Here is a 21,458-nt window from a genome sequence, read left to right as displayed (position 1 = left end):
CAAGATCCGTGCGCCGGCGTGCAAGCGCGCCCCGTCCCGCGCGACCAACACTGGGTGAGACATCGCGTCATCGTGATCGGCGCCGCCACTGATCCCCGCGACCGCAAACCAAAAGACCACCGGATACCGAACCGCCCCGATGCAGAATCGAGAAATCACATGTGCTCCGACCCCATCGCGGCGCGGTATGACTTCGTGGTCTGCGGATCCGGTTCGGCAGGGTCGGTGCTGGCGCGGCGACTATCCGAGAACAGCAACGTCGCCGTGCTGTTGCTGGAGGCCGGCGGCACCGACGACGTTGCGGAGGTGATGGATCCCGCCCAATGGCCACTCAACCTGGGCAGCGCACGCGATTGGGGCTTTGCGTCGGCTCCGAGCGCCCACCTGAACGGACGATCCATCCCGCTCTCCATGGGCAAGGTGCTCGGCGGAGGATCGAGCATCAACGTGATGGCTTGGGCGCGCGGTCACCGCAACGACTGGGCCCATTTCGCCGCGGCGGCCGGCGACCGGAGCTGGGGCTATGAATCGGTCCTGGACATTTACCGCCGCATCGAAGACTCTCACGGCCGCTGCGACGGCGATCGGCGGGGAGTCGGAGGCCCGGTGTTCGTCCAAACCGCGCCCGACCCCAATCCGATTGCCACGGCCGTCGTCGATGGTGCGGGCGCAATCGGGATTCCCGTGTATGACAGCAACAACGGCATCATGATGGAGGGACCGGGCGGCGCATCGCTATTGGACCTGCAACTGCGAAATGGACTCCGCGAGTCGGTGTTCCGCAGCTATGCGCACCCCCACCTGCAACAACGCAACCTCACCGTCCTTACCGGTGCGACGGTCCGGCGGCTGACGTTCAGCGGGAGTCGTGTCACCGGCGTGCAGTTCTCACATGCCAACGCGATCCGCACCGTCTCCGCCACCCAAGAGGTGGTCGTCTCACTCGGCGCCATCAACACCCCCAAAGTGCTCATGCAGTCTGGCATCGGGGATGCAAATGAACTGCGCGGCTTCGGCATTCCGGTCATCACGCATCTTCGCGGAGTGGGACACAACTATCAGGATCACCCTCGGATTGACTGTGTATGGGAATCGCATGAGGCGCTGGCACCGCGCAACAACGGGGCGGAGGTCACGGTCTTCTGGAAGAGCCACCCGACGCTGGCCACCCCGGACCTACAGATCTGTGTCGCGGAGTTTCCGTTGTCCAGCCCGGAGAACGCAGCACGCTACGGGCTGCCGGCACACGGCTGGACCATGTGTGTCGGCGTGGTCAGACCACAAAGTCGCGGTCGGGTGCGGCTCAGCGGGCCGCACCCCGGCGACCCTGTGCTGATCGAGGCCGAGATGCTCGCCCACCCTGACGATATGAAGGCCGCCGCGGCCGGGTTGCAACTCTGCCGCGAGATCGGAAATACGGCACCACTTCGCCCCTTCGCGAAGCGCGAGGTGATGCCGGGCGGTTTCGCGGGTGCCGAGCTCGAACGTTTCATTCGCGATGGCGCTTCGACCTATTGGCATCAGTCCGGCACCGCCAAGATGGGGCGACACGACATGTCGGTGGTTGACGCCAAGTTGAAAGTCCATGGAATGGAAAATCTTCGGGTCGCCGATAGTTCGATCATGCCGCGGATCACCACCGGCAACACCATGGCTCCTTGCGTCGTGATCGGTGAGCGTGCCGCGGAGATCGTCAAAGCAGACCATGGCCTGTGATTCAGCTCGACTGGGCGAGCCGCTGAACCGCGGCCGCGATCTCCTCTGGAAAATCCTCTTGAAGAAAGTGCTTGGCCGGTAGCGTGGTCACCCGCTGCGTCCCGGCCAGCTGCCGGGCCTCGGCGCCGTAGCGGCGCCAACTCAGCATCGTGTCTCGAACACCCCATACGATTTGCACCGGATAGCGCGTGTCCTGGACCGCCGCGATGTAGCTGTGCTGTTTTTCTGGTGTCAGTTCGAAGCCCCGCATGATCTCGAGGAATGCCCGGCCTCCGTCATCCCCGAACAAAAGCGGCTTCCAACAAGCGATCTCGGCGCTCGGGACCCGACTGCTCACGCCCACCAGACGCATTATCGACTCGAACGCACCCGGAACGCGCAACAAGGCAAGCCACATTTCGCCGACCGCTCGATGAGCGAACGGCTCCATCGGCCAGGGGCGGTGAAAGCGCTCCACCGCGATGATGGTGTTGAGCAGCGTCATCGACAGCACACGATCGGGTGCCGCGTTGGCGACGTCGAATCCGATCGGTCCACCGATGTCGTGGACGACCAGGTGAAAGCGGCCGATACCCAGCGCATCGATCGCCGCGCCCAGCCAACGTCCCAGACCGCTCCAGGTGTAGTCGGCGTCGCCGGGGCGTTCGGCAAGGCCGAGACCGGGCAGATCGATCGCAATCCCCCGCAGACCACGCTGGGCCAGGGCCGCCACGACCTTGCGGTAGAGGAATGACGACGCTGGCACGCCGTGCACGCAGATCACCGGCGGTGCGTCTCGGGCGCCGCTATCCAAGACGAAGGACTCGATGCCGGCCGCGGTGAATCGGCGCCCCGATGCCCGGTGCTGTTCGAGCAGGCGCGCGACCTGCGCCCGAGTCATGGCGCCGCCCCGCGTACCGATAGCTCCACCACACCATGGTGGCCGAAAACGACGGCGAATGCTTGCACACGGCCGCACTGAGCTTGCTCTAGCCTCAACGATCGGAAAACAGCAGTTCCAAGCCCCGCGACAAACCCGAACCGGAAAAGTGACCTACGTCAGGTTGATCGACGAGTCCAGCGTCTCGGCTGTGAACGTCTCGGCCAACCGCCGCACCGCCGTCTTGTCCCCGGCTGGCGCCTGCATGGTCTTGGTCACAAGACACTCCTTCTGTCCGCCCCAACAGCGGTCCGCTAATGGACCACCCCGGACCTACGCAGATGGAATGACGCACCCTCCAAATCGAACACCAGCGAACCTGACCCACGCCACACAACTTGACTCAAAAATCCGGCTTCGCCGGATCTAGCCATCTAGCGTATGGCGCCTGTTCGCATCGGCCACCAGAACCAGCGGCCCAACTGCGCGGCTACTGCGGGCGTCATGAACGACCGGACAATCAAGGTATCGAACAGCAGGACCAGGGCAATCGTAGTTCCCACCTGGCCGATAACTCGCAAGTCGCTGACGACCATCGATGCCATGGTGACGGCAAATACCAGGCCCGCGTTCGTCACGACCTTTCCGGTACCGCCCATCGAGCGGATGATTCCGGTATTCAGTCCGGCGCCCAATTCCTGTTTGAACCGGGCCACCAACAGCAGGTTGTAGTCAGATCCCACCGCCAAGAGGGCGATAACAGACATCGTCAGCACCATGTAGTGCAAGGGAACGCCGAGAATATGCTGCCATAGCAGCACGGATAGCCCAAAGGAAGCGCCCAGCGACAGCACTACCGTCCCCACGATCACAGCGGCAGCAATAAGGGCGCGGGTGAGGATCAGCACGATGATAAAAATCAGGCACATGGCCGAAATTCCCACAATCAGAAGGTCCCAGCCGGCGCCCTCGTCGATATCTTTGACCACAGCTGCCGCGCCAGTCAGATATATCTTGGCGTCCTCCAATGGGGTCCCCTTGAGCGACTCTTCCGCCGCCGTCCGGACCGCATTAACGCTTGCCATGCCGTCGGGCGTTTGGGGGTCGCCTCGGTGCAAAATGATGAAGCGGGCCGCGTGTCCGTCCGCCGACAGAAACGAGTCCATTGCGCGCTGAAAACGCTTGTTTTGGAAAATCTCCGGCGGCAAATAGAAAGAGTCATCGTTCTTGGCGGTGTCGAACGCCTTGCCCATGGCGTTCGCATTTTCGCTCATCTCATCCATCTGGTCGAAAATGCCCACCATGGTGCTGTGCATGGTCGGCATCATGGTGCGCGTGCTTTCGATGGTCTCGATCATCGGCGGGAACGTCGCGAGCATCTGGGGTAGCAGCGCGTCCAGGGTCTGGACGTCACTCACGAGCGCGCCGATTTTCTCGTCTATCTCGTCCACACCATCCAGCGCGTCGAATACCGATCGGAACGACCAGCAGATCGGAATGTCGTAGCAGTGCTTTTCCCAGTAGAAATAGCTGCGGATTGGCCGCCAGAAGTCATCGAAGTCGGCGATGTGGTCGCGCACCTCACTGGTGATTTGCTCCATCTCGACGAAGTCATTAGCCATTCGGTGGGTATTGCCGGAAAGCTTCGCCATGGCGTCGTAAATGCGACGCATCGCAACGGCCATTTAGCCCATTTCCTCGGCTTGCGCGAGCATGTCCTTCATCGGGTCACGCTGAAATTTGAGCGTCGGCACTTGAATGGCGTTCTGCATGCTGGTCAAATACGGTATCGTCGTGTGCGCCAGTGTAGTTCCGTCGGGCCTGGTTATCGCCTGGACCCGCGAGATTCCGGGAACGCGGAAGATTCCCTTGGCCAGTTTGTCCAAAATCAAGAAGTCGGTCGGGTTTCGCATGTCGTGATCCGCCTCGATCATCAAGATCTCGGGCTTCATCCGGGCCGGGGCGAAATGGCGATCTGCCGCCGCGTACCCCTGGTTCGCAGGGATGCCGGCGGGTAGATAGATCCGGTCGTTGTAGTTGATTCGAAGTCCGGGCAGAGCCAGCAGTCCGACGAGGGCAATAGCCAGTGTTGCGGTGAGGACGGGCACAGGCCATCGCACTACCACCGTGCCGACTCGTCTCCAGCTCCGGACGTCGAGCCGCCGTTTGGGGTTGAACAGACCGTAGCGGCTGCCGACAACCAGCACGGCCGGCGTCAGCGTCAGCGCGACCGCCACAGTAACCAGCGTCCCCACCGCGCAGGGGATGGCCAGAGTCTGGAAGGAAGGCAGCCGGGCGAACAGGAGGCAGAGGGTCGCGGCGGCGATAGTCAAGCCAGTGCCCAAAATGACGTGGGTAGTGCCGCGGTACATGGTGTAAAAGGCGGTCTCTTCGTCTTCGCCGATCAGGCGCGCTTCGTGGTACCGGCCAAAGACGAAAATGCCGTAGTCCGTGCCGGCCGCGATTGTTAACGACGTGAGCAACGTGACCGCAAACGTGGTGAGTCCGATACCCCCGCTGTGCCCGATGAGGGCGACAATTCCCCGCGACGCTGTCAATGCAACGCCGACCATGGACAGCAAGGCAATAACGGTGCTGACCGAACGATAGACGAGTAGCAACATGAAAAAAATGACTGTGACAGTCGTCAGCGTGATTTTCAGCATGGACTTGTCACCGCTGCGCTGCATATCCACCATGAGCGCCGATGGTCCCGTGACGTACGTTTTTATCCCGGGCGGAGCGGGCGTCTCCGCAACGATCTTGCGGACGGCTTCGACGGATTCATTGGCCAGCGACTCACCTCGATTGCCCCCCCAAACTCAATTGGACAGTCACGGCTTTGCCGTCGTCGCTTTGCGCGCCCGCCGCCGTGAGAGGATCGCCCCAGAAGTCTTGCACGTGCTCTACGTACTTTTTATCGGCATTCAACTTGCGCAACAAAGCGGCGTAATACTTATGGACCGCGTCGTCGAGCGGTTGATCGCCCTCCAACACGATCATCGCTGAACTGTCGGAATTTCCTTCGTGGAACACCTGGCCGATGCGCTTGACCGCTTGGAAGGACGGCGCATCCTGAGGACTCAGTGAAACTGCACGCTGTTGTTCGACCTTTTCCAGCGATGGCACGAACACGGTGAGTGCGACGCAAATAGCCAGCCAGCCCAAGATGATTGGCACCGCGAACGCATGAATCTTCCTCGCGATCAGCGGCCTTTCGGTGTCGGAGTGGTTCGCGTAATTGACAGTCATGCGAATTTCACCCGGTAGTACTTGTAGGCGCTATTAGAACGTGATTGCGGTGCAGTCGACCATTGTTGCTTCGACAGCGAAATACAACGACGGACCGCGCGTTTACTGCCACTCACAGAGGCATCGATCTGAGCCCGCCTCCTCAGTGGCGAGGTCCTTCTTCCACCGCCGGAACGTGTTGTCGGTGTGTGCGCTCCGCCAGTACCAAGAGATCGACGACGTTTACTTCGCGTCCACGCCCCGTTCTTTGCGGATATACGGGCGCAGGTTGGCCGCGCCGACGCGATGCGCGCGGCCTGACGTCGGATCTGCTCGTCGGTGTTGTCACCTGAGGCAGCCAACGACGCGGCCAACGCCACTCCAAAAGCCGCCGTGACGCCAATCGCGGGCGCCCCCCTGATAAGCGAAGTCGCGATCGCCGCGATGAGTTCGTCGGCCGTCGCAATCCGCAGTTGGCGCGGCTCGTGCGGCTGCGCACGCTGGTCACCCGCTACCAACGACCCCTCCACCCAGGCGATCGAGTTGTCGGTCATGCGTGAAAATTCCCGGTCGGATTTCAAACTGATTGTGCTACAGCAGAATGCCCATCCTCAGACGCATATGCGGCGCGGGCACCAGCCGGACGGCTGCGTACCACGATGCGCCCGCCATGGCCCGGCGCGTTGGTGATACCGCGAGAACGGATCGGCTCGGCGGGAGCATCGGTCGGAACAAGTTCGAACTTGCGCAGGAGGGTTCGCAGGACGGTTGTCATCTCCATGTTCGCAAAGGCGGCGCCGATACACCGATGTATGCCGCCGCCGAAAGGTATCCACGCATAGCTCTCTGGTGGCCCATCGGCGAAACGGGTCGGGTCAAACCGTTCTGGGTCCTTGAAACTGCTCGACGCGTGTTGAGCAGCCCAAACATCGCCAACGATCATATGACCCTTCGGAAGCACCCATGGGCCCAGTCGTAGCTGCGTTTCGACTCGCCGAGCGATGAAATCCAATACCGGCCGGGTACGTTGCACCTCCCAGACCGTAGCCTGCATCAGCGCGGTTCCGCCGCTGTCGATCTCATCGACGAGTTGCGCCACGAAACTGGGGCTGCGACGTAAACGCTCGATGGCCCATGCCAGCGTGGTGGCCGTCGTTTCGTGTCCGGCCACGATCATCGTCAGCATTTCATCGCTGATGTGAGCGTCGGTGATGGGTGAGCCGTCGTCATAGCGCGCCTGCAGCATCATCGCCAGCATGTCGGTCCGTGTCTCAAAGTTCGGATCTGCCCGTGCTTCAGCGATCAGCTGGGCGACCAGTTCGTCAAATCGGCTTCGAGCCGCTTGAATCTTGCCCCATGGACTCCAGGGGCCAAGATCACGCCGCAACCACTCTGGTAAGGCAATCATGCTAGCGGCGAGCACAATTGTCCGTGGCCCCAAGTACTGGAGCTCTTCGACGATCGCCCCGTGCGCACCCAGGATCGTGCGCAAGACTATGCTGCCGGTAATATTCACCAACGCTTGCAGGGATTCGAATTCTGTTTCCTCAGGCCAGGTTTGAGCCTCACGCAGGAACTCCTCTTCGACGATCTTGACGTACGCGTCGATGCGCCTGCCGTTAAATGGTGGCACCATTAGCTTGCGACGCTGACGATGCTCGACGCCGATCATGCTGAGTATCGAGCCCGGCCCCAGCAGCTTGCCGAGAGTCGTTGGCCGAGTGACTAAATCGTTGCCGGAAGTGAAAAGTTCCTTCAACATCGCCGGATCGCTGATGACTAGCGTGGGGCCGTATTTTGGTAGATTGAGGGAGTACCCAGAGCCATACCGGTTGGTCAACCGCGTCCGGGCGCGCGCCTTGGCGAAAACGTATACCAATGTCTGAGTCAGCTTCGACGCATTCGGCCCCGGCGGCAGCCGAATCGGGTCAGTTGTGGCTTCCGCCATTGCAATGTCCTCTCTTGACAGGTGATAGAGATGTCAGATCTCTGCGGTGTTGACGGTCCATCGCGGCGCGGCGGCCAGCCTCGTGCCGTAGATCGTCGCCGGGGCCACCACCGTTTGCGGGATGTCCAGATGCGCCAGGAACGCGTCGGTATCCGAAGCCGGGACGGCGACAAACAGCGCCGGGTTGCCATGCTTAGCGGCCAACGGCAGCGCGGACTGCAGCAGTGCGGCTCCACACGCCGGGTTGCGGTAGGCGAAGTCGGACAGATGCGCGCTGCGCAGCTCACCGTCCTCAGTGAGCAAGCGTTTGGCCTGGCGGGTGTCTTCCAGCAGCCCGCACGCCAAGTCGTCGGGCAGCAGGAGTGTGGTTGGGGTTAGCTCGGAGCGTAACGTCGCGTCGCCCGCGGGCACCGCGTAGTGGCCCTGCGTCCAGCGCCGGTAGGCCTGCGCGGCCGCTGCCGGGGGCACCAGGTAGGCGGTGTGTGCCGCGGTGGCATCGGAGCCTTGGCAGGTGGGGATGCGCAGCACGCTGATGTGGCCGACCTCGGTACCGTTGGGAAATCCCAGCCTCCCGGAATACTCCGACGGCGTTTTGGCGGTGCCATCCATCACCACGCCGAACCCTCTGCTCTCGGCGTGGCTATGCTTTCTTGCTTCTTTCAGAAAGGCGATGCCAAGCCTCAAAATGGTCCGTCCGCCCTGCTCGGCCGGCAGGATCTTCAAGTCCCCGATGTAGGCGCTGTGCTGCTCGCGCCCCTCGGGGGTCCGCAGTGGTCGCACTGCAGCCGCCACTGTGCCCATCACCTGGCCGTCGCGCTCGGCCACGAACACCCTGGCCACCTCGCCCATCGCCCGGTAGAACCGCGTGTAGTCGGCGCCATGGGAGATGCGGAAGCTACGGCCGGGCCCCAGCGGGTAGGTGAACTGCTGCTCGAAAGTCTCCAAGGCTCGCGCCAGGCCGGAAGGCGGCGGGCCCTGAAGCATGTGGACGGTTGTCACTCCTGGCTCAGCCGCCGAGCTGATACAGGTCGGTGTACAGGCGGTTAAACACGTATCCGCCGAGTCGCAGGCCGCGGTCTACCGCACAGCTGGTGCGCGAGTCGTCGCAGGTGTCCTCGACGAGGACGAAGAAGTCCTCAGCATGTTGCTCGTCGATCTCGGCATGCAACGCGTAGTGCACCAGATCGTCTTGGGCGACCCAACCCCGCTCCACCACCGCGGAACCGATCGTTGCCGAGATGCCGGCGAAAGCATGCTCGATGATGCCCAGACAACTGATCCCCACCGCCATGTCCTCCATCGTGCAGACGGAGGTCAGAACGCTATTGAAGGCATCCACCTGGGGGGGCTGGCGCCAGGGCGTCCAGTCGCTCGGCATCGCTGCCGATGCTGGCTAGGAACTGCCGGAAGGTCGCGTGGTGGAAGAAATGAGGTTTGAAGTCGCCATGCTCCTCGACGATGTTGCTCAAGATGCCGAGCCGCTGGCCGGGTAGATCCATCCGGGAAATCAGTGAGGCCATCGGCCGGGCGAAGTAGGTGACGGCGAAGCCGAACTGCTCCTGGCTGGCGCGGAAGCGCTCCAGCGGCATGCTGCCGTCGGTCAGTGTGGTGAGGTACGGGTTAGCCATGATCCCGATGCCGTCAAGAATCTGCTCGGCCCTTTTCGTGACACGCGCGGCCTTGGTGAGGCATACGGTAGTAGACATCGTGCTCCAATCGGGGTGGTGGATGAAGAGAAGTTGATTCGGTAGCGATCAGGGCTTGACACCGACGTGCAAGGCTCGATAGAAGAAGCTGCGGTCCCGCCTATGTAGTTCGTCCGCAGCCGGATCCCATCGGAAATCCGGGCCGCAGCCGCGCACATCCAACGTTGAGTTCAGCTGGCGCACAACGACAATGCCGCCCGGCCGCAGGGCGTGGTAAGCACGCGCCAGCGTGATAAGAGCCTCCTCGGGAGTGAGCCAATCAAGGATGTTCGACAGGTGAACGATGTCGAACCCGCCGCGCGGCAGGACTCCGAGGGCCGCGTCCATTGTGTTTTGCGTGAATGTGATCTCCGGTAAGTCGACTACTGGCGCCTTGTGGGCAAGCCAAGGCACCGTGACGCCGGGGTATCGCCCGGCCAATAGTTGCCACAGGTAGGGATTGTCGGCCGCGGGTTGGGTCGCGAGCACGTGTCGGGTCCGGCGGGCGAAGTGCCGGGCGAACGGTTCGACACGGTTGGCCGTCGCCCCCTCACCGAACAAATTCACCAGGATGTCCAGGTCGAAGGCCGCATCGAAGGCGCGATCCAACGCCGCACCGAGAGCCGTGCCACGAGCAACCCTTCGCGACTGCTCTGCCGGATTCCGCAGCCCTAGGACACCATTCAATTCGTATTGCCAGTCCGCAAGCTCATGACGCAACGCGGCGAACAGCCACTCGTAGCGACCGCAGAAATCCGGGCCCCAGGTAGCAACCTCCGGTACCGGGCCCACTGCGTCCGGTGCGATGTTCAATGCCGCAAAGACCGGCTCCAATGCGCAGGGCTCCGGCGTTAACGCCGGAGCCCTGCTCCAATGCGGCGTGACGTTCCGACGCAGGCATCCACTCGTGTCCCAGCAAACACATCCGCTCTGGGCTACCGACCGTCTCCAGCAGGTGCAACTTGAGCCGCGTCAACGCCAGTTGCGCCGGATTGGCGTCGATCAGATGCAGCAAACCCACACCCGCAGTCGCCGCCAAGGCAGCGACGGTACACCCACCGGAGGCCGTCAACGCGACGCGCAACGGCCTACCCCGCGTCCGGTATTGCCGCGACGCAAGCCACACGTCCTGCAACGCGTCCTCACGGACCTGAGCAAATCCCACCGACAAATGGTGCGCCTGCGCCAACAATTCCAGCCGCGGCGCCGCCACCTCAGAAATGATGGATTCCTCAATCGCAGAAATAATTGATTCCTCAATCTCAATTCTTGCTAGCACGTAACACCCATGTCGGCTCCAAACCACCTCGACTCCGAGGGGGGAGTTCGAACATATCGTCTACCACAAGGGGTTTGAGCTGTGCAAATTTAGAATCATAAAGAAATTTTAACGGTCAATAACCCATATCTATGATTGCATGCTGCGTCGTTGTAGGGGTGCTATTCGTACGTCCGCTGTCCCGTCACGAAGATCTCTTTCCCCCGATTAGGGGACAAGAGATGTCCCCTAGCCATCGGATTCACTTAGATTTCCCATTGCCATAAGTTGACGCGGATGCTTCCGATGAGACTAATACGCAACAGCGCCGACTTTCGGTGGCTACGGACCAATGCACGGCCAGCATTGCTCGCAATGTGGGCGGCCATGAGCTACGGATGTTCGGCTGCCGTCACGCACTATCGCTCCGGCGTGATCGTCGCCCTGCACGCCGGCTTGACCCAAGCGGCACTCAGCCTGTCTGCGACTCTCGTGCTGGCACTGACGCTCGAACGATTAGTCCGCTGGCCAGCAAACCCCCGACGGGGCTTTTGGATGGCCGCGGTGGTGAATTCCATGCTCACGGCATCCTGGCTGGTCATCGGCCACCTGATAGCGGGCACATCGAATATCCTGGCGACAATCGCACCGAGTCTTATCATTGGCATCGCAAGCAACTTCGCCTACAGCCGCATATTGTTCGTCGAGGCCAGGCGCAACGGTACTAGCCGCCCGCGTGGGGATGACCCCGCTTCGAAGAACTGTGTCGAAGTATCGACCTAATCGAATGTTTCGTCATACCAACGTATTAGGAGTGTCAGCAACTAGCCCCAATTTCGGTTTCATTGCCAATGTTGCCAATGCTTCAATGGGGCCCAGCCGGGGGCCGAAATGAGATCGGGCATGGCCAATACGGCTCTTCAGGCACTAGCCTCGATTCTTCGCGGGATGCCGATGCATCTGGGTGTTGAAGCGCGAAAGTGCCTGTCCTGTAAAGAATGATTGGACTTCTCTACGGTTCAACCATCTCGACTGGAAGGCGCCTCGCGGGCGAAAGTATCGGCGGACGGCCATGGTGTGGTGTCGCATTCCGGGATGGGGCTGTTGCGCGAGCTCGCCGATCAGACCGGGTTGTCTGAGCAGTTCACCGCGGCATTGGCCGACACCTACAAGGGGCCGTGAGCGTATGCCCCGGGTGCGGTGTTCACCGATCTGGCCGCGGCGGTAGCCGACGGAGCGGACTGCCCACCGACCCCGGGAAAGCCCGCCCAACCCGGGCGCCACGGGGCAGTCAAACACACCCCAAACCCAAAATCGCTATCACTGAGCGATTTTCATGATCCAACACCACCGAACCCCGCCAGCACGAAGAATCGAGGCTAGTACGTATTCCCCAAACTGCCTGACGCAGACTCTTGGCCCGCCAGTTCACGGGCTTTATTCGCACCCAATTCCATTGCCGTCTCGATCAAGGCCGTAGATGTCGCGTCCGATGACAATTACCGGGCCCTCCACATAGGCCGGACCATTTCCGCTACCGCCAGCGCAGTCGACATCACTGGCGATCGGGACGCAGGCACCGGAGTAGTTCGGGTCACACGATGAGCTTGGTTGTCGCGGGATCGGCGCAACGCCCGGTTCGGCGTTTACTGCTGGCGCGAAGAGAAGCCCCATTACACACGTAATTGCCAGCACCCGAAACTGAACCACGCCCGCGTTAGACAACACTTCGCACACCGCCAGCCACTCCAAGCACGGCACCAAATCACGCGTCAGGTAGACATCGCGTAGTAAAAAGATGTACTCCTCAAGTGGCACGTTCGGTAGGAATCTCCGATATTCCCGCTAGGCCGTTCGCGATTTCACCGCTCCTGTCCCGCACCATTCGATTCGGTAAAAGGAATGCGCGGTGTCGTCATCGTCGAAAGAGGGTGCTTGGCGCTACCCGCCTCGGGTATCGCCCCCGCGGATCGACGGGCATCGGGCCGGGCTGTTTCGGCGCAGACCACCGTCGGCCGTTGTGTCACGATGAGCAACATGGCCGAAGGTGCTTCCGCGAGGGCGAAAAGCGGCGAGGACGCCGCCGAACTGCGCAAGGAGAGCTACACGATGGCCCTGTATGTGGCCGTCTGCCTGCTTGCCGCGCTGTTGGCGCTGCCCGAGGCCGCCCGCCACCACCTGATCGGTCTCATCTGGGGCATCACCATCGGGCTGGCTGCCGCCCACTTCTTCGCCTTCAAAATCTCGGCGCGCCTCATCGGGGCCGGCAAAGTCCAGGCTCGCGACATCGAGGCGGCCGGCGCACAATTGGTCGGCGCCGCCGTGGTCGCCGCCCTGGCGTCGGTCACCATCCTCGTGTTGCCAGCTCATCTGGAGTACCACGCCGCCGAGTTCGGCCTGTCCGGGTTCATCGCGGTCAGCGGCTACGCGGTAGCGCGCCGCGGCGGCGCGGGCCGCCTCCGGGCAACCGTCTACGGACTGGTGGTGCTCATTCTCGCGACCGCCATCGCGGTGGTGAAGAACGTTCTGGCCGGACACTGAAAGCGCGAACCCACCCCTGCCCGACTTGGCGTCGCGTTCACACTGCGACAGCCTGCCGTAGCTTCGCGCTGGTGGTGTTCGCTCAACAGGACGGGGCTGGAAGAAGATCTGGACGGGCCGGATCACCTCCCCCGAATCACAGACCACTCAGGCCACAATGGCCCCATGGCCCAACCCTCCGAGACCCCGCCACCCGCTGACGAAGCGCGCCCCGAGTCGGTGCCCGCGGCCGATGCGCCAGCGGCAACACCGGCGACATCGCGCCCGAAACAACAGTGGGGCCACACCCTGGCCCAGCAGGCGGCGACGGTGTCGGCCAAGCTCAGCCCAGTCGTGCGCCGAGCCGGAGATCGGGTGGCCGCAGCATCTCCCACCACGCTGCTGCTCGCGCTGCTCTCGGTGTTGTTGGCATCGAGCATCGTCGCCGCGCTGACCTTCAAGGGCTCGCTCGGCGTGGCGTCCATAGTGGTGTTCATCCCGATGCTGTCGGCCGCGATCGGCGCCACCACCATGCGGTTCCTGGCTGATCGTCGCAAGCCCCAGGCGCAGCGCGAAAATGCCCGCGAGGAGACGAGAGCGCTGCACCAGATCGAGTACACGCTGGATTACGTCGACGCCAAGCTCACCACCGCGTTGACACAGTTCGGCACGGACCGACACAACGAGGCCGTCATCGGAATGTTTCAGGCCAAGGCCGCCACGGAGCTCTACCTCGGACAGGCCCCCCGGTCCGAGCGGCGCTCATCGCCCGAAGCCGCGCCGGAGCACATCGATCTGGTGAGCCAGTACGGGCTGGACGAACTACTCACCCCCCGCGGCATCGGCAGTCAGTCGGCCCCGGCGGCAACATCAAACCGCTCCTGCGCGTAAGCGTTGGTGCGATTGTGCGAGTTACGGAGACTTGTGCACACATCCGCTTTCCGTATCGACGTGGCCGATAATACGTTCTGCAGTAACGGAATTGGCGGACCTCGATGGTGAGGCGACAGACCCTGATATGCCCGCTGCTCAGTGGGTGAGGTCAGCCCGCATGTCGCTCTCTTGGTGAAGGCCGAACACCTGGATGGCGGCCGATTTTCCTTTCAGCACATGCAGTCCACGGTCGATGAGTCCAGCGGGGCGTGACCCCTGCGCATCGACGCACTGCTGGGTGAGAAGGATCGCGTCACCGGTGGCCTTGGTCAGTTGCTCGACCCGAGCTGCGACGTTGACGGTGTCACCGATGAGGGTGAACTCGAGTTTGCCGCCGCCGCCGATGGTTCCGGCGATCACAACCCCGGTATTGATTCCGATGCCGATGCGAAACTCCTCGCCGAATCGCTCAACGACACGGCGGTGAATCAGAACAGCGGCGGCGACAGCGGCATCGGCGTGGTCCGCAAGGTCGTTGGGGGCGCCAAAGACGGCCAGCGCCCCGTCACCGAGGAACTTGTTGACGTGCCCCCCAGCGTCCACGACGGTGGGCACCACGATCTCGAACAACTCGTTGAGGCGCGAGACGGTGTCCTCGGCGGTGTGGGCTTCGGCGAACGGGGTGAAGTCACGCACATCGACGAACATCACGGTGACCTGGCGACGCTCACCGGTGAAGACATCGTCGCCTTGCTCCAGTAGCCGCGCCGCCAGACCGGGATCGACATACGTCCCGAATGCTGCCTGAAGTCGTTGCCGCTCAACCAAACCGGCCTGCATGTGGTTGAACGACGCGGCCAGCGCGCCGAGGTCATCGTCTTGAACCACCGGGAGGCGCCGGCTGTAGTCACCGGCCGCGACACGTTCGGTCCCGGCGGCAAGATCCCTAATCGGCTGCATCGACGGCGAGAACGACGGAGCAACGATGACCGGCACTCCAAAGACAACCGCCATACCGGCACCGATCACCAGAGAAACGAGCGGCACCGTATGCGCCTGGCTGATCAGACCCGCCAACATGGCGCCCACAATGGCGAAATTGAACGCGACTCTAAACACGGACAGGTTCGACCACGCCGCGAAAGTGGGGCGAGAACGAGGCAGCGAGTCGCCGATCGCCGTATCGCCGTATCGCCGTATCGCCGTATCGCCGTATCGCCACCCGGACGGGGCGCAGCGCCGCCTCTACGAAACTGTGAATAGCGATCAGCTGGATTCCAATCCCGGTGGCGGCGCCCACGATCCCGTACTGAACCAGCCGCGACCCACTTGCTCCGGCGACGGCGCCGACAGCGACCAGGTTGAATGCTCCCAAGACAACATTGCTGCCCAGCCCCCGGGCCACCGCACCCCGGCCGTACACATAGGTCGCTTCCAATGCGCTGAGCCGATCGACGTCATGATCGGCGGCCCACTTCTCTGGGAGGCGGCGCCGCACGACGCTGGGAAGAAAGATCACCCACAATCCGAGCGATACGACGGCAACGGTGACCACCGCCGCCTCAATGTAGTGACCCGAGTTCTCGAAGGCGACGACCCAAAAAGACAGCAAAAGATAAACCGGCAGCACCACGGCGAACGTGACTACACAAATCGCCCACGAATATCTTGCCCCGCACCGATCCCAGGCGCACTGCCAAACGCGTTCCATAGCGGGACAGTAGACGCAACGCCCACCGACCTGCGGATATTTGCCCGATCGGAGCCATCGCTAGCGGGTAAGGGCAGGCAGCGTTGCGCCTAGGCGAGCCGCAATCCTGATCAACGCAGTGTCAATCGCAAAAATGGCCGCCACTGGCCATACGGGCCTGTGCCCCCAGTCGGACTCGAACCGACACTTGACGGATTTTAAGTCCGCTGCCTCTGCCAATTGGGCTATGGGGGCCTGCCGGCGAATCTATCGCGTACCCGCCGGGCTCGAGACGCCCCTCCCCTGTGGAAATCGCCCCCAACACCGACGTGCGTCCCAGCCGTGATGCGCGTAACATCCGCGCGCCGCGCGCCAGACTACTGTGTCGCCCGTCTGTGGCCATATGACACGACTATGTCGGCCGACAAGAGCTTGTAAAAACTGTCGGCGCCTTCGTTAAAAAGCCGTAACGAGCTATCACCTTACGTCATTCAATCGCGAATGTGGACACGTGGGTGGCTAGCGTTACGCCAACACACAGGGGCCCTTATGCCTACCCACAGATTCAGCTCGGGTGGCCAGGGGCGGGGAGCTCATAAGCAAGGAGCATTGGATGTCATTCCTTAAAACAGTGCCTGAAGAGTTGACGGCCGCGGCCGCGCAGCTGGGGACCATCGGTAGCTCTATGTCGGCGCAAAATGCCGCCGCGGCAGCTCCGACCACCGTAATCGCTCCGGCCGCCCTCGATGAAGTATCGGCACTGCAGGCCGCACTCTTCACCGCGTATGGCACCTACTACCAGCAGGTCAGCGCGGATGCAGGGGCCATGCACGACATGTTCGTGAACACCCTGGGGGCCAGCGCCGGGACATACGGCGCAACCGAAAACCTCAACTCCGCAGCGGCCGCTTCACCTCTGGACGGCATTACCTCGGGAATCATCGGCTTCATCCAAAACACCGGCTCGATAATTCCCGACTCCTGGTCGAGCAACATCGGCAACCTCACCAACATCGGCGTTGGGAACTGGGCCTCGGCCTCATCCACTCTGATCGGTCTGGCGGGTGGCGGTCTGCTTCCCGCCGAGGAAGCCGCCGAAGCCGACGTCAGCCTGGGAGCAGAAGCCGGGCTGGGTGCGCTCAGTGAGCTCGGAGGAGCCGAGGCCGCCCTGGGTGCGCCCATCGCCGCTGGCATTGGCGGGGCATCCGCGGTCGGCATGCTCTCGGTGCCCCCGACCTGGGCCGGATCGGCCACCTTGGTATCGAGCACGACCCCGCTGGCCGGCGCCGGCTGGACAGCCGCCGCGCCGACGGCCGCCCCGGGAACGTTCATGGGCGTGCCGGCCGGATTGGGTTCGGCCGCACGCAACAGCGCCGGATTTGGTGCGCCACGCTACGGCGTCAAGCCAATCGTCATGCCAAAGCCGGCCGCGGTCTAGGCGCCATTGGGCAACACGTCTCCCACATCGATAAAACACCACAACTTTCACTAAAAGAGGGATACAGCAATGGATTTTGGCGCCTTACCTCCTGAAATCAACTCCGCACGCATGTACGCCGGTGCCGGGGCAGGCCCCATGATGGCCGCCTCCGCCGCATGGAATGGCCTAGCCGTCGAGTTGGGCACAACGGCCGCCTCCTACGAATCGGTGATCACCCGATTGACCACCGAGTCTTGGATGGGCCCGGCGTCGATGGCGATGATCGCCGCCGCTCAGCCGTATCTGGCGTGGTTGACCTACACCTCGGAAGCGGCGATGCACGCCGGGGCGCAAGCCGCGGCATCGGCGGCCGCCTACGAGGCAGCGTTCGCGATGACGGTGCCGCCGCCGGTGGTCGCCGCCAACCGATCGCTGCTGGCGGCACTGGTTGCGACGAACTTCCTGGGCATCAACACCCCGGCGATCATGGCAACCGAGGCGCTCTACGCCGAGATGTGGGCGCAGGACGCCGGGGCGATGTACGGCTACGCGGCCGCTTCCTCGACCTCGGGATCCCTGCAGCCGCTGAGTACACCGCAGCAGACCAGCAACCCGGGCGGGCTCGCCGCACAGTCGGCGGCGGTTAGTCAGGCCGCCGCATCCGCCGCGGCAACCGACGGCATCACCAGCCTGCTGAGCAACCTGCCCAACACCATCATGGGACTCGCCTCGCCGATAACGTCGGCTATCGACGCGACGGGACTGGGCGGAATCATTCAGGACATCGAGGACTTCCTCGGCATTCCGTTTGTCGCCAACGTCATCAACGGTGCGGTTAACACCGCGGCTTGGTACACCACGGCCACTATTCCCACCGCGATTTTCCTGGCAAACGCTCTCGATACCGGTGCACCGGTAATTGCTGCCGAAGGCGCCATCGAGACTGCCGAAGGTGCGGCTGCCGCCACCGCAGGGCTGGCGAACACGGTGACGCCCACCGGCGTTGGCGCGGCTTTGGGCGAGGCGACCCTGGTCGGCAAGCTGGCCGTACCCACCAGCTGGTCGAGTGCCCTTCCGGAGACAGCTGCGACCACCGGTGCGCTGGGCGGAAGCGGCTGGACGGTTCCCGAGGAAGCTGCCCCGGTTTCCGGAGTGGCCGGGGTGCCGGGCATGGCCGCAGCCGCCAAGGGCGCCGGTGCGTATGCGGGACCGCGTTACGGCTTCAAGCCGATCGTCATGCCCAAACAGGTCGTCGTGTGACGCCGGAAAAAAGGGGGAACATGTCACTCGTTTGAGGCCAGCAATTAACCGGCGGGTCGTAATCTATCCGCGATTCGGCTACCACCGAAGCAGTCCAGGTGCTAGAAATCATACAAATGCGGACTTCAACATAAGGAGACAAGAATCATGGCCACACGCTTTATGACCGACCCGCACGCGATGCGGGACATGGCGGGCCGTTTCGAAATGCACGCCCAGACCGTCGAGGACGAGGCCCGCCGGATGTGGGCGTCCTCGCAGAACATCGCCGGCGCGGGCTGGAGCGGTATGGCCTCGGCAACCTCACTGGACACCATGGGCCAGATGAACACCGCCTTCCGCAACATCGTCAACATGCTGCACGGGGTGCGCGACTGGTACAAGAGCAGGACAACAGTGGCCGCGCACCGCAAGGTGCGCGGCCACTGCGCTTTGCGCCGGTCCGTGCTGTGCACCAATAGCGGGGCAGCGACCTCTGCCCCCTAATCGCTTGCGCGACCAAAACAACTCAATCGTGCGCGGTCAGCCCACAGCCCCCAGCAACAAGCGGTCATAGCCGGGGCCGCACTTCACGGTTACATTTGAGGTTGATATGAGGTCCCTGACGACTGCATATGCGCCGGGAGGTGTGTAGGACCATTGAAAGCAATGACCGGATCCACGCGCACTCAACGTCCACGGCAGGCGATTTTGGGGCAGCTGCCCCGAATTCACCGTGCCGACGGATCACCCATTCGGGTGCTCCTTGTCGACGACGAACCTGCGCTGACCAATCTGGTCAAAATGGCCCTGCACTACGAAGGCTGGGACGTCGAGATCGCCCACAACGGGCGCAAGGCCATATCCAAGTTCGACAAGATCAGTCCTGACGTGTTGGTCCTCGACATCATGCTGCCCGACGTCGACGGCCTGCAGATCCTGCAGCGGGTGCGCGACTCCGACGCATACACACCCACGCTGTTCCTCACGGCACGCGATTCGGTGATGGACCGTGTCACCGGACTGACGGCCGGCGCCGACGACTACATGACCAAGCCGTTCAGCCTCGAAGAGCTGGTGGCGCGGCTGCGCGGACTGTTGCGCCGCTCCAGTCATCTGGCGCCGCCCGCCGACGAGTCCCTGAAGGTTGGTGACCTCAAGCTCGACGCAGCCAGCCGGGAAGTCACTCGCGGCGGCACCCCGATCTCGCTTTCCTCGACCGAGTTCGAGCTACTTCGATTCCTGATGCGCAACCCGCGCCGCGCGCTGAGCCGCACCGAGATCCTCGACCGGGTCTGGAACTACGACTTCGCCGGGCGCACCAGCATCGTCGACCTCTACATCTCGTACTTGAGAAAGAAAATCGACGCGGACCGAGAGCCGATGATTCACACGGTCCGCGGGATTGGATACATGCTACGACCAGCGGAATGAGCCCGAAATGACGGGCCACCGGAACACCCCTCGCTGGCTTCCTCGTTCGTTGCGCTGGCAGCTGCTGCTTGGCGTGCTGGCCGTGGTGACGATCGTGCTGGTCGCGGTGGGCGGGGTCTCGGTGCTCAGCCTGCGCGGCTACGTGACCGCGATGAACGACGCCGAAGTCGTCGAGTCCATGCATGCGTTCAGCCACGCCTATGCCCGCTACCGCAACGGCGAACACACCTCGATCCACACCGGCACTCCCCCGGTGTCCCAAGCCCTGCTCGAGTTCACCGGCCAGACGCCCGGGAACCTCATCGCGGTGATGCGCGATGGTGTCGTCATCGGTTCGGCGGTCTTTTCCGAAGACGCGCCCCGCCCGGCACCACCGGATGTCATCCACGCCATCGAGACCCAACACTGGACCGACGAACCGTCACGTGTCGAAACGCTGGGCAGCCTGGGTTCCTATCAAGTCGACAGCCGCGCCGCCGGATCCGACCGCCTGATCGTCGGGGTTTCGCTGAGCATCGCGGACCGCATCATCACCCGAAAACAAATCACGACCAGCGTGCTTGTCGCGACCGCACTGGTGATCACGGCGGCCCTGACCGTGTGGGTGGTCGGTATTACCCTGCGCCCGCTGCGGCGGGTCGCCGCAACCGCCGCGACCGTCGCCGCGATGCCACTCGCCGGCGACGACCACCAGATCAGCGTGCGGGTTCGCCCCGAGGACACCGACCCCGACAACGAAGTCGGCATCGTGGGGCACACGCTGAACCGGTTGCTGGACAACGTCGACAGCGCGCTGCAACATCGGGTGGCTTCCGATCTGCGGATGCGGCAATTCATCACCGACGCCAGCCATGAGCTGCGCACCCCGCTTGCGGCCATTCAGGGGTATGCCGAACTCACCCGCCAGGACAGCTCGGACCTACCGCCGACTACCGAATACGCGCTCGCCCGCATCGAGTCAGAAGCGCGGCGGATGGCCTCCCTGGTTGACGAATTGTTGCTGCTGTCACGCCTGGGTGAAGGCGAGGACCTGGAGACCGAACACCTCGACTTGACCGACCTGGTGATGAACGCCGTGAACGACGCCGCCGTGGCAGCGCCCACCCACCGTTGGATCAAGGACCTGCCCGACGAACCGGTGTGGGTCAACGGTGACCACGCCCGTCTGCACCAGCTGGTCAGCAACCTGCTCACCAATGCCTGGGTGCACACGCCGCCCGGCGTCACGGTGAAGACCGGGATCACCAACTACCCCGACGACCCCAACGGTCCCTACACCGAGCTGACGGTCAGCAACGACGGCCCCGACATCGACCCCGAGGTCTTGCCTCATTTGTTCGAGCGATTTGTCCGTTCCAGCAAGTCGCGATCCAGCGCGCCGGGCCACGGATTGGGCCTGGCCATCGTCAATTCGATCGTGAAAGCTCATGACGGCTCGGTGACCGCCGAATCCGCCGCTGGCCAAACCGTATTCCGGATCAGGCTGCCGCTGATCGACGCGCCGCTCAATGCATCCGCCCCCGGCCGGCCGAGGCAGCCGAGCGACTACTGAACGCACAGCTAGGGCGGCTCGCCCCGATAGGTC

Annotated in this window: 16 protein-coding genes, 1 tRNA gene and 5 pseudogenes; 10 read left to right on the top strand and 12 right to left on the bottom strand. The window is 62.9% G+C overall.

The genetic code is table 11. From position 1 onward, the window contains the following. Positions 1-159 precede the first annotated feature (159 nt). On the top strand, positions 160-1,716 hold the full coding sequence (locus MMSP_RS07965; RefSeq protein WP_020786197.1) for a GMC family oxidoreductase: 1,557 nt from the start codon (positions 160-162) through the stop codon (positions 1,714-1,716). Between the two features lies 1 nt (position 1,717). Here the strand turns inward: MMSP_RS07965 and MMSP_RS07960 are convergent, their stop codons facing one another. The 9 genes and pseudogenes from MMSP_RS07960 to MMSP_RS28215 form a co-directional block, all read right to left on the bottom strand. Then, positions 1,718-2,596 carry an alpha/beta fold hydrolase gene (locus tag MMSP_RS07960; RefSeq protein WP_020786196.1) on the bottom strand — a complete coding sequence of 293 codons (879 nt, stop codon included), beginning with the start codon at positions 2,594-2,596 and terminating at the stop codon, positions 1,718-1,720. Between the two features lie 413 nt (positions 2,597-3,009). Beyond that, positions 3,010-5,827, bottom strand: a pseudogene (locus MMSP_RS07955) (RND family transporter). A gap of 102 nt (positions 5,828-5,929) precedes the next feature. Further along, positions 5,930-6,097 (bottom strand): annotated as a pseudogene (locus tag MMSP_RS28235) (hypothetical protein); the annotation flags it as partial. A gap of 286 nt (positions 6,098-6,383) precedes the next feature. Beyond that, positions 6,384-7,754, bottom strand: a complete 1,371-nt coding sequence (locus MMSP_RS07950; RefSeq protein ID WP_020786192.1) for a cytochrome P450 — start codon at positions 7,752-7,754, stop codon at positions 6,384-6,386. A 33-nt stretch (positions 7,755-7,787) separates the two neighbouring features. Beyond that, the gene (locus tag MMSP_RS07945) at positions 7,788-8,753 is read right to left on the bottom strand and encodes a GNAT family N-acetyltransferase (RefSeq protein ID WP_235065705.1); all 966 of its coding nucleotides are present in this window, start codon (positions 8,751-8,753) and stop codon (positions 7,788-7,790) included. Positions 8,754-8,760: 7 nt separating this feature from the next. Beyond that, complete coding sequence (locus MMSP_RS28230; RefSeq protein ID WP_235065703.1) at positions 8,761-9,045, bottom strand: hypothetical protein; 285 nt, start codon at positions 9,043-9,045, stop codon at positions 8,761-8,763. A gap of 31 nt (positions 9,046-9,076) precedes the next feature. Then, on the bottom strand, positions 9,077-9,460 hold the full coding sequence (locus tag MMSP_RS28225) for an iron-containing redox enzyme family protein (RefSeq protein WP_235065702.1): 384 nt from the start codon (positions 9,458-9,460) through the stop codon (positions 9,077-9,079). 48 nt (positions 9,461-9,508) lie between these two features. After that, positions 9,509-10,048 (bottom strand): DUF3419 family protein, encoded by a 540-nt coding sequence (locus MMSP_RS28220; RefSeq protein WP_235065701.1) that lies wholly within the window; start codon positions 10,046-10,048, stop codon positions 9,509-9,511. A 100-nt stretch (positions 10,049-10,148) separates the two neighbouring features. Further along, on the bottom strand, positions 10,149-10,652 hold the full coding sequence (locus MMSP_RS28215) for a hypothetical protein (RefSeq protein ID WP_235065700.1): 504 nt from the start codon (positions 10,650-10,652) through the stop codon (positions 10,149-10,151). A gap of 420 nt (positions 10,653-11,072) precedes the next feature. Here MMSP_RS28215 and MMSP_RS28210 point away from each other — a divergent pair, with 420 nt between their 5' ends. After that, positions 11,073-11,480, top strand: coding sequence for a hypothetical protein (locus MMSP_RS28210; RefSeq protein ID WP_235065699.1), 408 nt, complete (start codon positions 11,073-11,075; stop codon positions 11,478-11,480). A gap of 249 nt (positions 11,481-11,729) precedes the next feature. After that, positions 11,730-11,942: pseudogene (locus MMSP_RS07925) on the top strand (IS1380 family transposase); the annotation flags it as partial. 192 nt (positions 11,943-12,134) lie between these two features. Here MMSP_RS07925 and MMSP_RS07920 read toward each other — a convergent pair. After that, positions 12,135-12,515 carry a hypothetical protein gene (locus tag MMSP_RS07920; RefSeq protein ID WP_015356953.1) on the bottom strand — a complete coding sequence of 127 codons (381 nt, stop codon included), beginning with the start codon at positions 12,513-12,515 and terminating at the stop codon, positions 12,135-12,137. Positions 12,516-12,632: 117 nt separating this feature from the next. On the opposite strand from MMSP_RS07920, the gene MMSP_RS07915 reads away from it, so the two are divergent. After that, a complete protein-coding gene (locus MMSP_RS07915; protein ID WP_231395656.1) occupies positions 12,633-13,238 on the top strand; it encodes a hypothetical protein in 606 nt (201 codons plus the stop codon). A gap of 165 nt (positions 13,239-13,403) precedes the next feature. Further along, on the top strand, positions 13,404-14,108 hold the full coding sequence (locus MMSP_RS07910; protein WP_020786185.1) for a hypothetical protein: 705 nt from the start codon (positions 13,404-13,406) through the stop codon (positions 14,106-14,108). A gap of 138 nt (positions 14,109-14,246) precedes the next feature. Here MMSP_RS07910 and MMSP_RS07905 read toward each other — a convergent pair. Beyond that, positions 14,247-15,801 (bottom strand): annotated as a pseudogene (locus MMSP_RS07905) (adenylate/guanylate cyclase domain-containing protein). Between the two features lie 160 nt (positions 15,802-15,961). Further along, positions 15,962-16,035, bottom strand: a tRNA-Leu gene (locus tag MMSP_RS07900). Between the two features lie 358 nt (positions 16,036-16,393). On the opposite strand from MMSP_RS07900, the gene MMSP_RS07895 reads away from it, so the two are divergent. The 5 genes and pseudogenes from MMSP_RS07895 (at position 16,394) to MMSP_RS07875 (ending at position 21,425) form a co-directional block, all read left to right on the top strand. Beyond that, positions 16,394-17,218, top strand: a complete 825-nt coding sequence (locus tag MMSP_RS07895) for a PE domain-containing protein (RefSeq protein ID WP_036426319.1) — start codon at positions 16,394-16,396, stop codon at positions 17,216-17,218. A 69-nt stretch (positions 17,219-17,287) separates the two neighbouring features. Continuing rightward, entirely contained in the window at positions 17,288-18,460 is a 1,173-nt protein-coding gene (locus MMSP_RS07890; protein ID WP_036426317.1) for a PPE family protein, read from the top strand. A 147-nt stretch (positions 18,461-18,607) separates the two neighbouring features. Next, positions 18,608-18,835, top strand: a pseudogene (locus MMSP_RS07885) (WXG100 family type VII secretion target); the annotation flags it as partial. A gap of 273 nt (positions 18,836-19,108) precedes the next feature. Next, positions 19,109-19,873 carry a response regulator transcription factor gene (locus tag MMSP_RS07880; protein ID WP_036426316.1) on the top strand — a complete coding sequence of 255 codons (765 nt, stop codon included), beginning with the start codon at positions 19,109-19,111 and terminating at the stop codon, positions 19,871-19,873. Between the two features lie 7 nt (positions 19,874-19,880). Next, positions 19,881-21,425 carry a cell wall metabolism sensor histidine kinase WalK gene (locus tag MMSP_RS07875; protein ID WP_036426315.1) on the top strand — a complete coding sequence of 515 codons (1,545 nt, stop codon included), beginning with the start codon at positions 19,881-19,883 and terminating at the stop codon, positions 21,423-21,425. Positions 21,426-21,458: the final 33 nt, after the last annotated feature.

The sequence above is a fragment of the Mycobacterium sp. 012931 genome, assembly GCF_000419295.1.
Classification (GTDB): Bacteria; Actinomycetota; Actinomycetes; order Mycobacteriales; family Mycobacteriaceae; genus Mycobacterium; species Mycobacterium marinum.
The sequence above is the reverse complement of the archived record's forward strand: the minus strand, read 5'-3'. Positions and strand labels throughout refer to the sequence as shown.

Excerpts from the sequence above, each read along its gene's own strand:
- MMSP_RS07950 (WP_020786192.1), bottom strand. The coding sequence starts at position 7,754 with ATGGCGGAAGCCACAACTGACCCGATTCGGCTGCCGCCGGGGCCGAAT.
- MMSP_RS07910 (WP_020786185.1), top strand. The coding sequence starts at position 13,404 with ATGGCCCAACCCTCCGAGACCCCGCCACCCGCTGACGAAGCGCGCCCC.
- MMSP_RS07880 (WP_036426316.1), top strand. The coding sequence starts at position 19,109 with ATGACCGGATCCACGCGCACTCAACGTCCACGGCAGGCGATTTTGGGG.
- MMSP_RS28225 (WP_235065702.1), bottom strand. The coding sequence starts at position 9,460 with ATGTCTACTACCGTATGCCTCACCAAGGCCGCGCGTGTCACGAAAAGG.
- MMSP_RS07960 (WP_020786196.1), bottom strand. The coding sequence starts at position 2,596 with ATGACTCGGGCGCAGGTCGCGCGCCTGCTCGAACAGCACCGGGCATCG.
- MMSP_RS07890 (WP_036426317.1), top strand. The coding sequence starts at position 17,288 with ATGGATTTTGGCGCCTTACCTCCTGAAATCAACTCCGCACGCATGTAC.
- MMSP_RS07895 (WP_036426319.1), top strand. The coding sequence starts at position 16,394 with ATGTCATTCCTTAAAACAGTGCCTGAAGAGTTGACGGCCGCGGCCGCG.
- MMSP_RS28230 (WP_235065703.1), bottom strand. The coding sequence starts at position 9,045 with ATGGCGGTGGGGATCAGTTGTCTGGGCATCATCGAGCATGCTTTCGCC.
- MMSP_RS28210 (WP_235065699.1), top strand. The coding sequence starts at position 11,073 with ATGTGGGCGGCCATGAGCTACGGATGTTCGGCTGCCGTCACGCACTAT.
- MMSP_RS07965 (WP_020786197.1), top strand. The coding sequence starts at position 160 with ATGTGCTCCGACCCCATCGCGGCGCGGTATGACTTCGTGGTCTGCGGA.
- MMSP_RS07875 (WP_036426315.1), top strand. The coding sequence starts at position 19,881 with ATGACGGGCCACCGGAACACCCCTCGCTGGCTTCCTCGTTCGTTGCGC.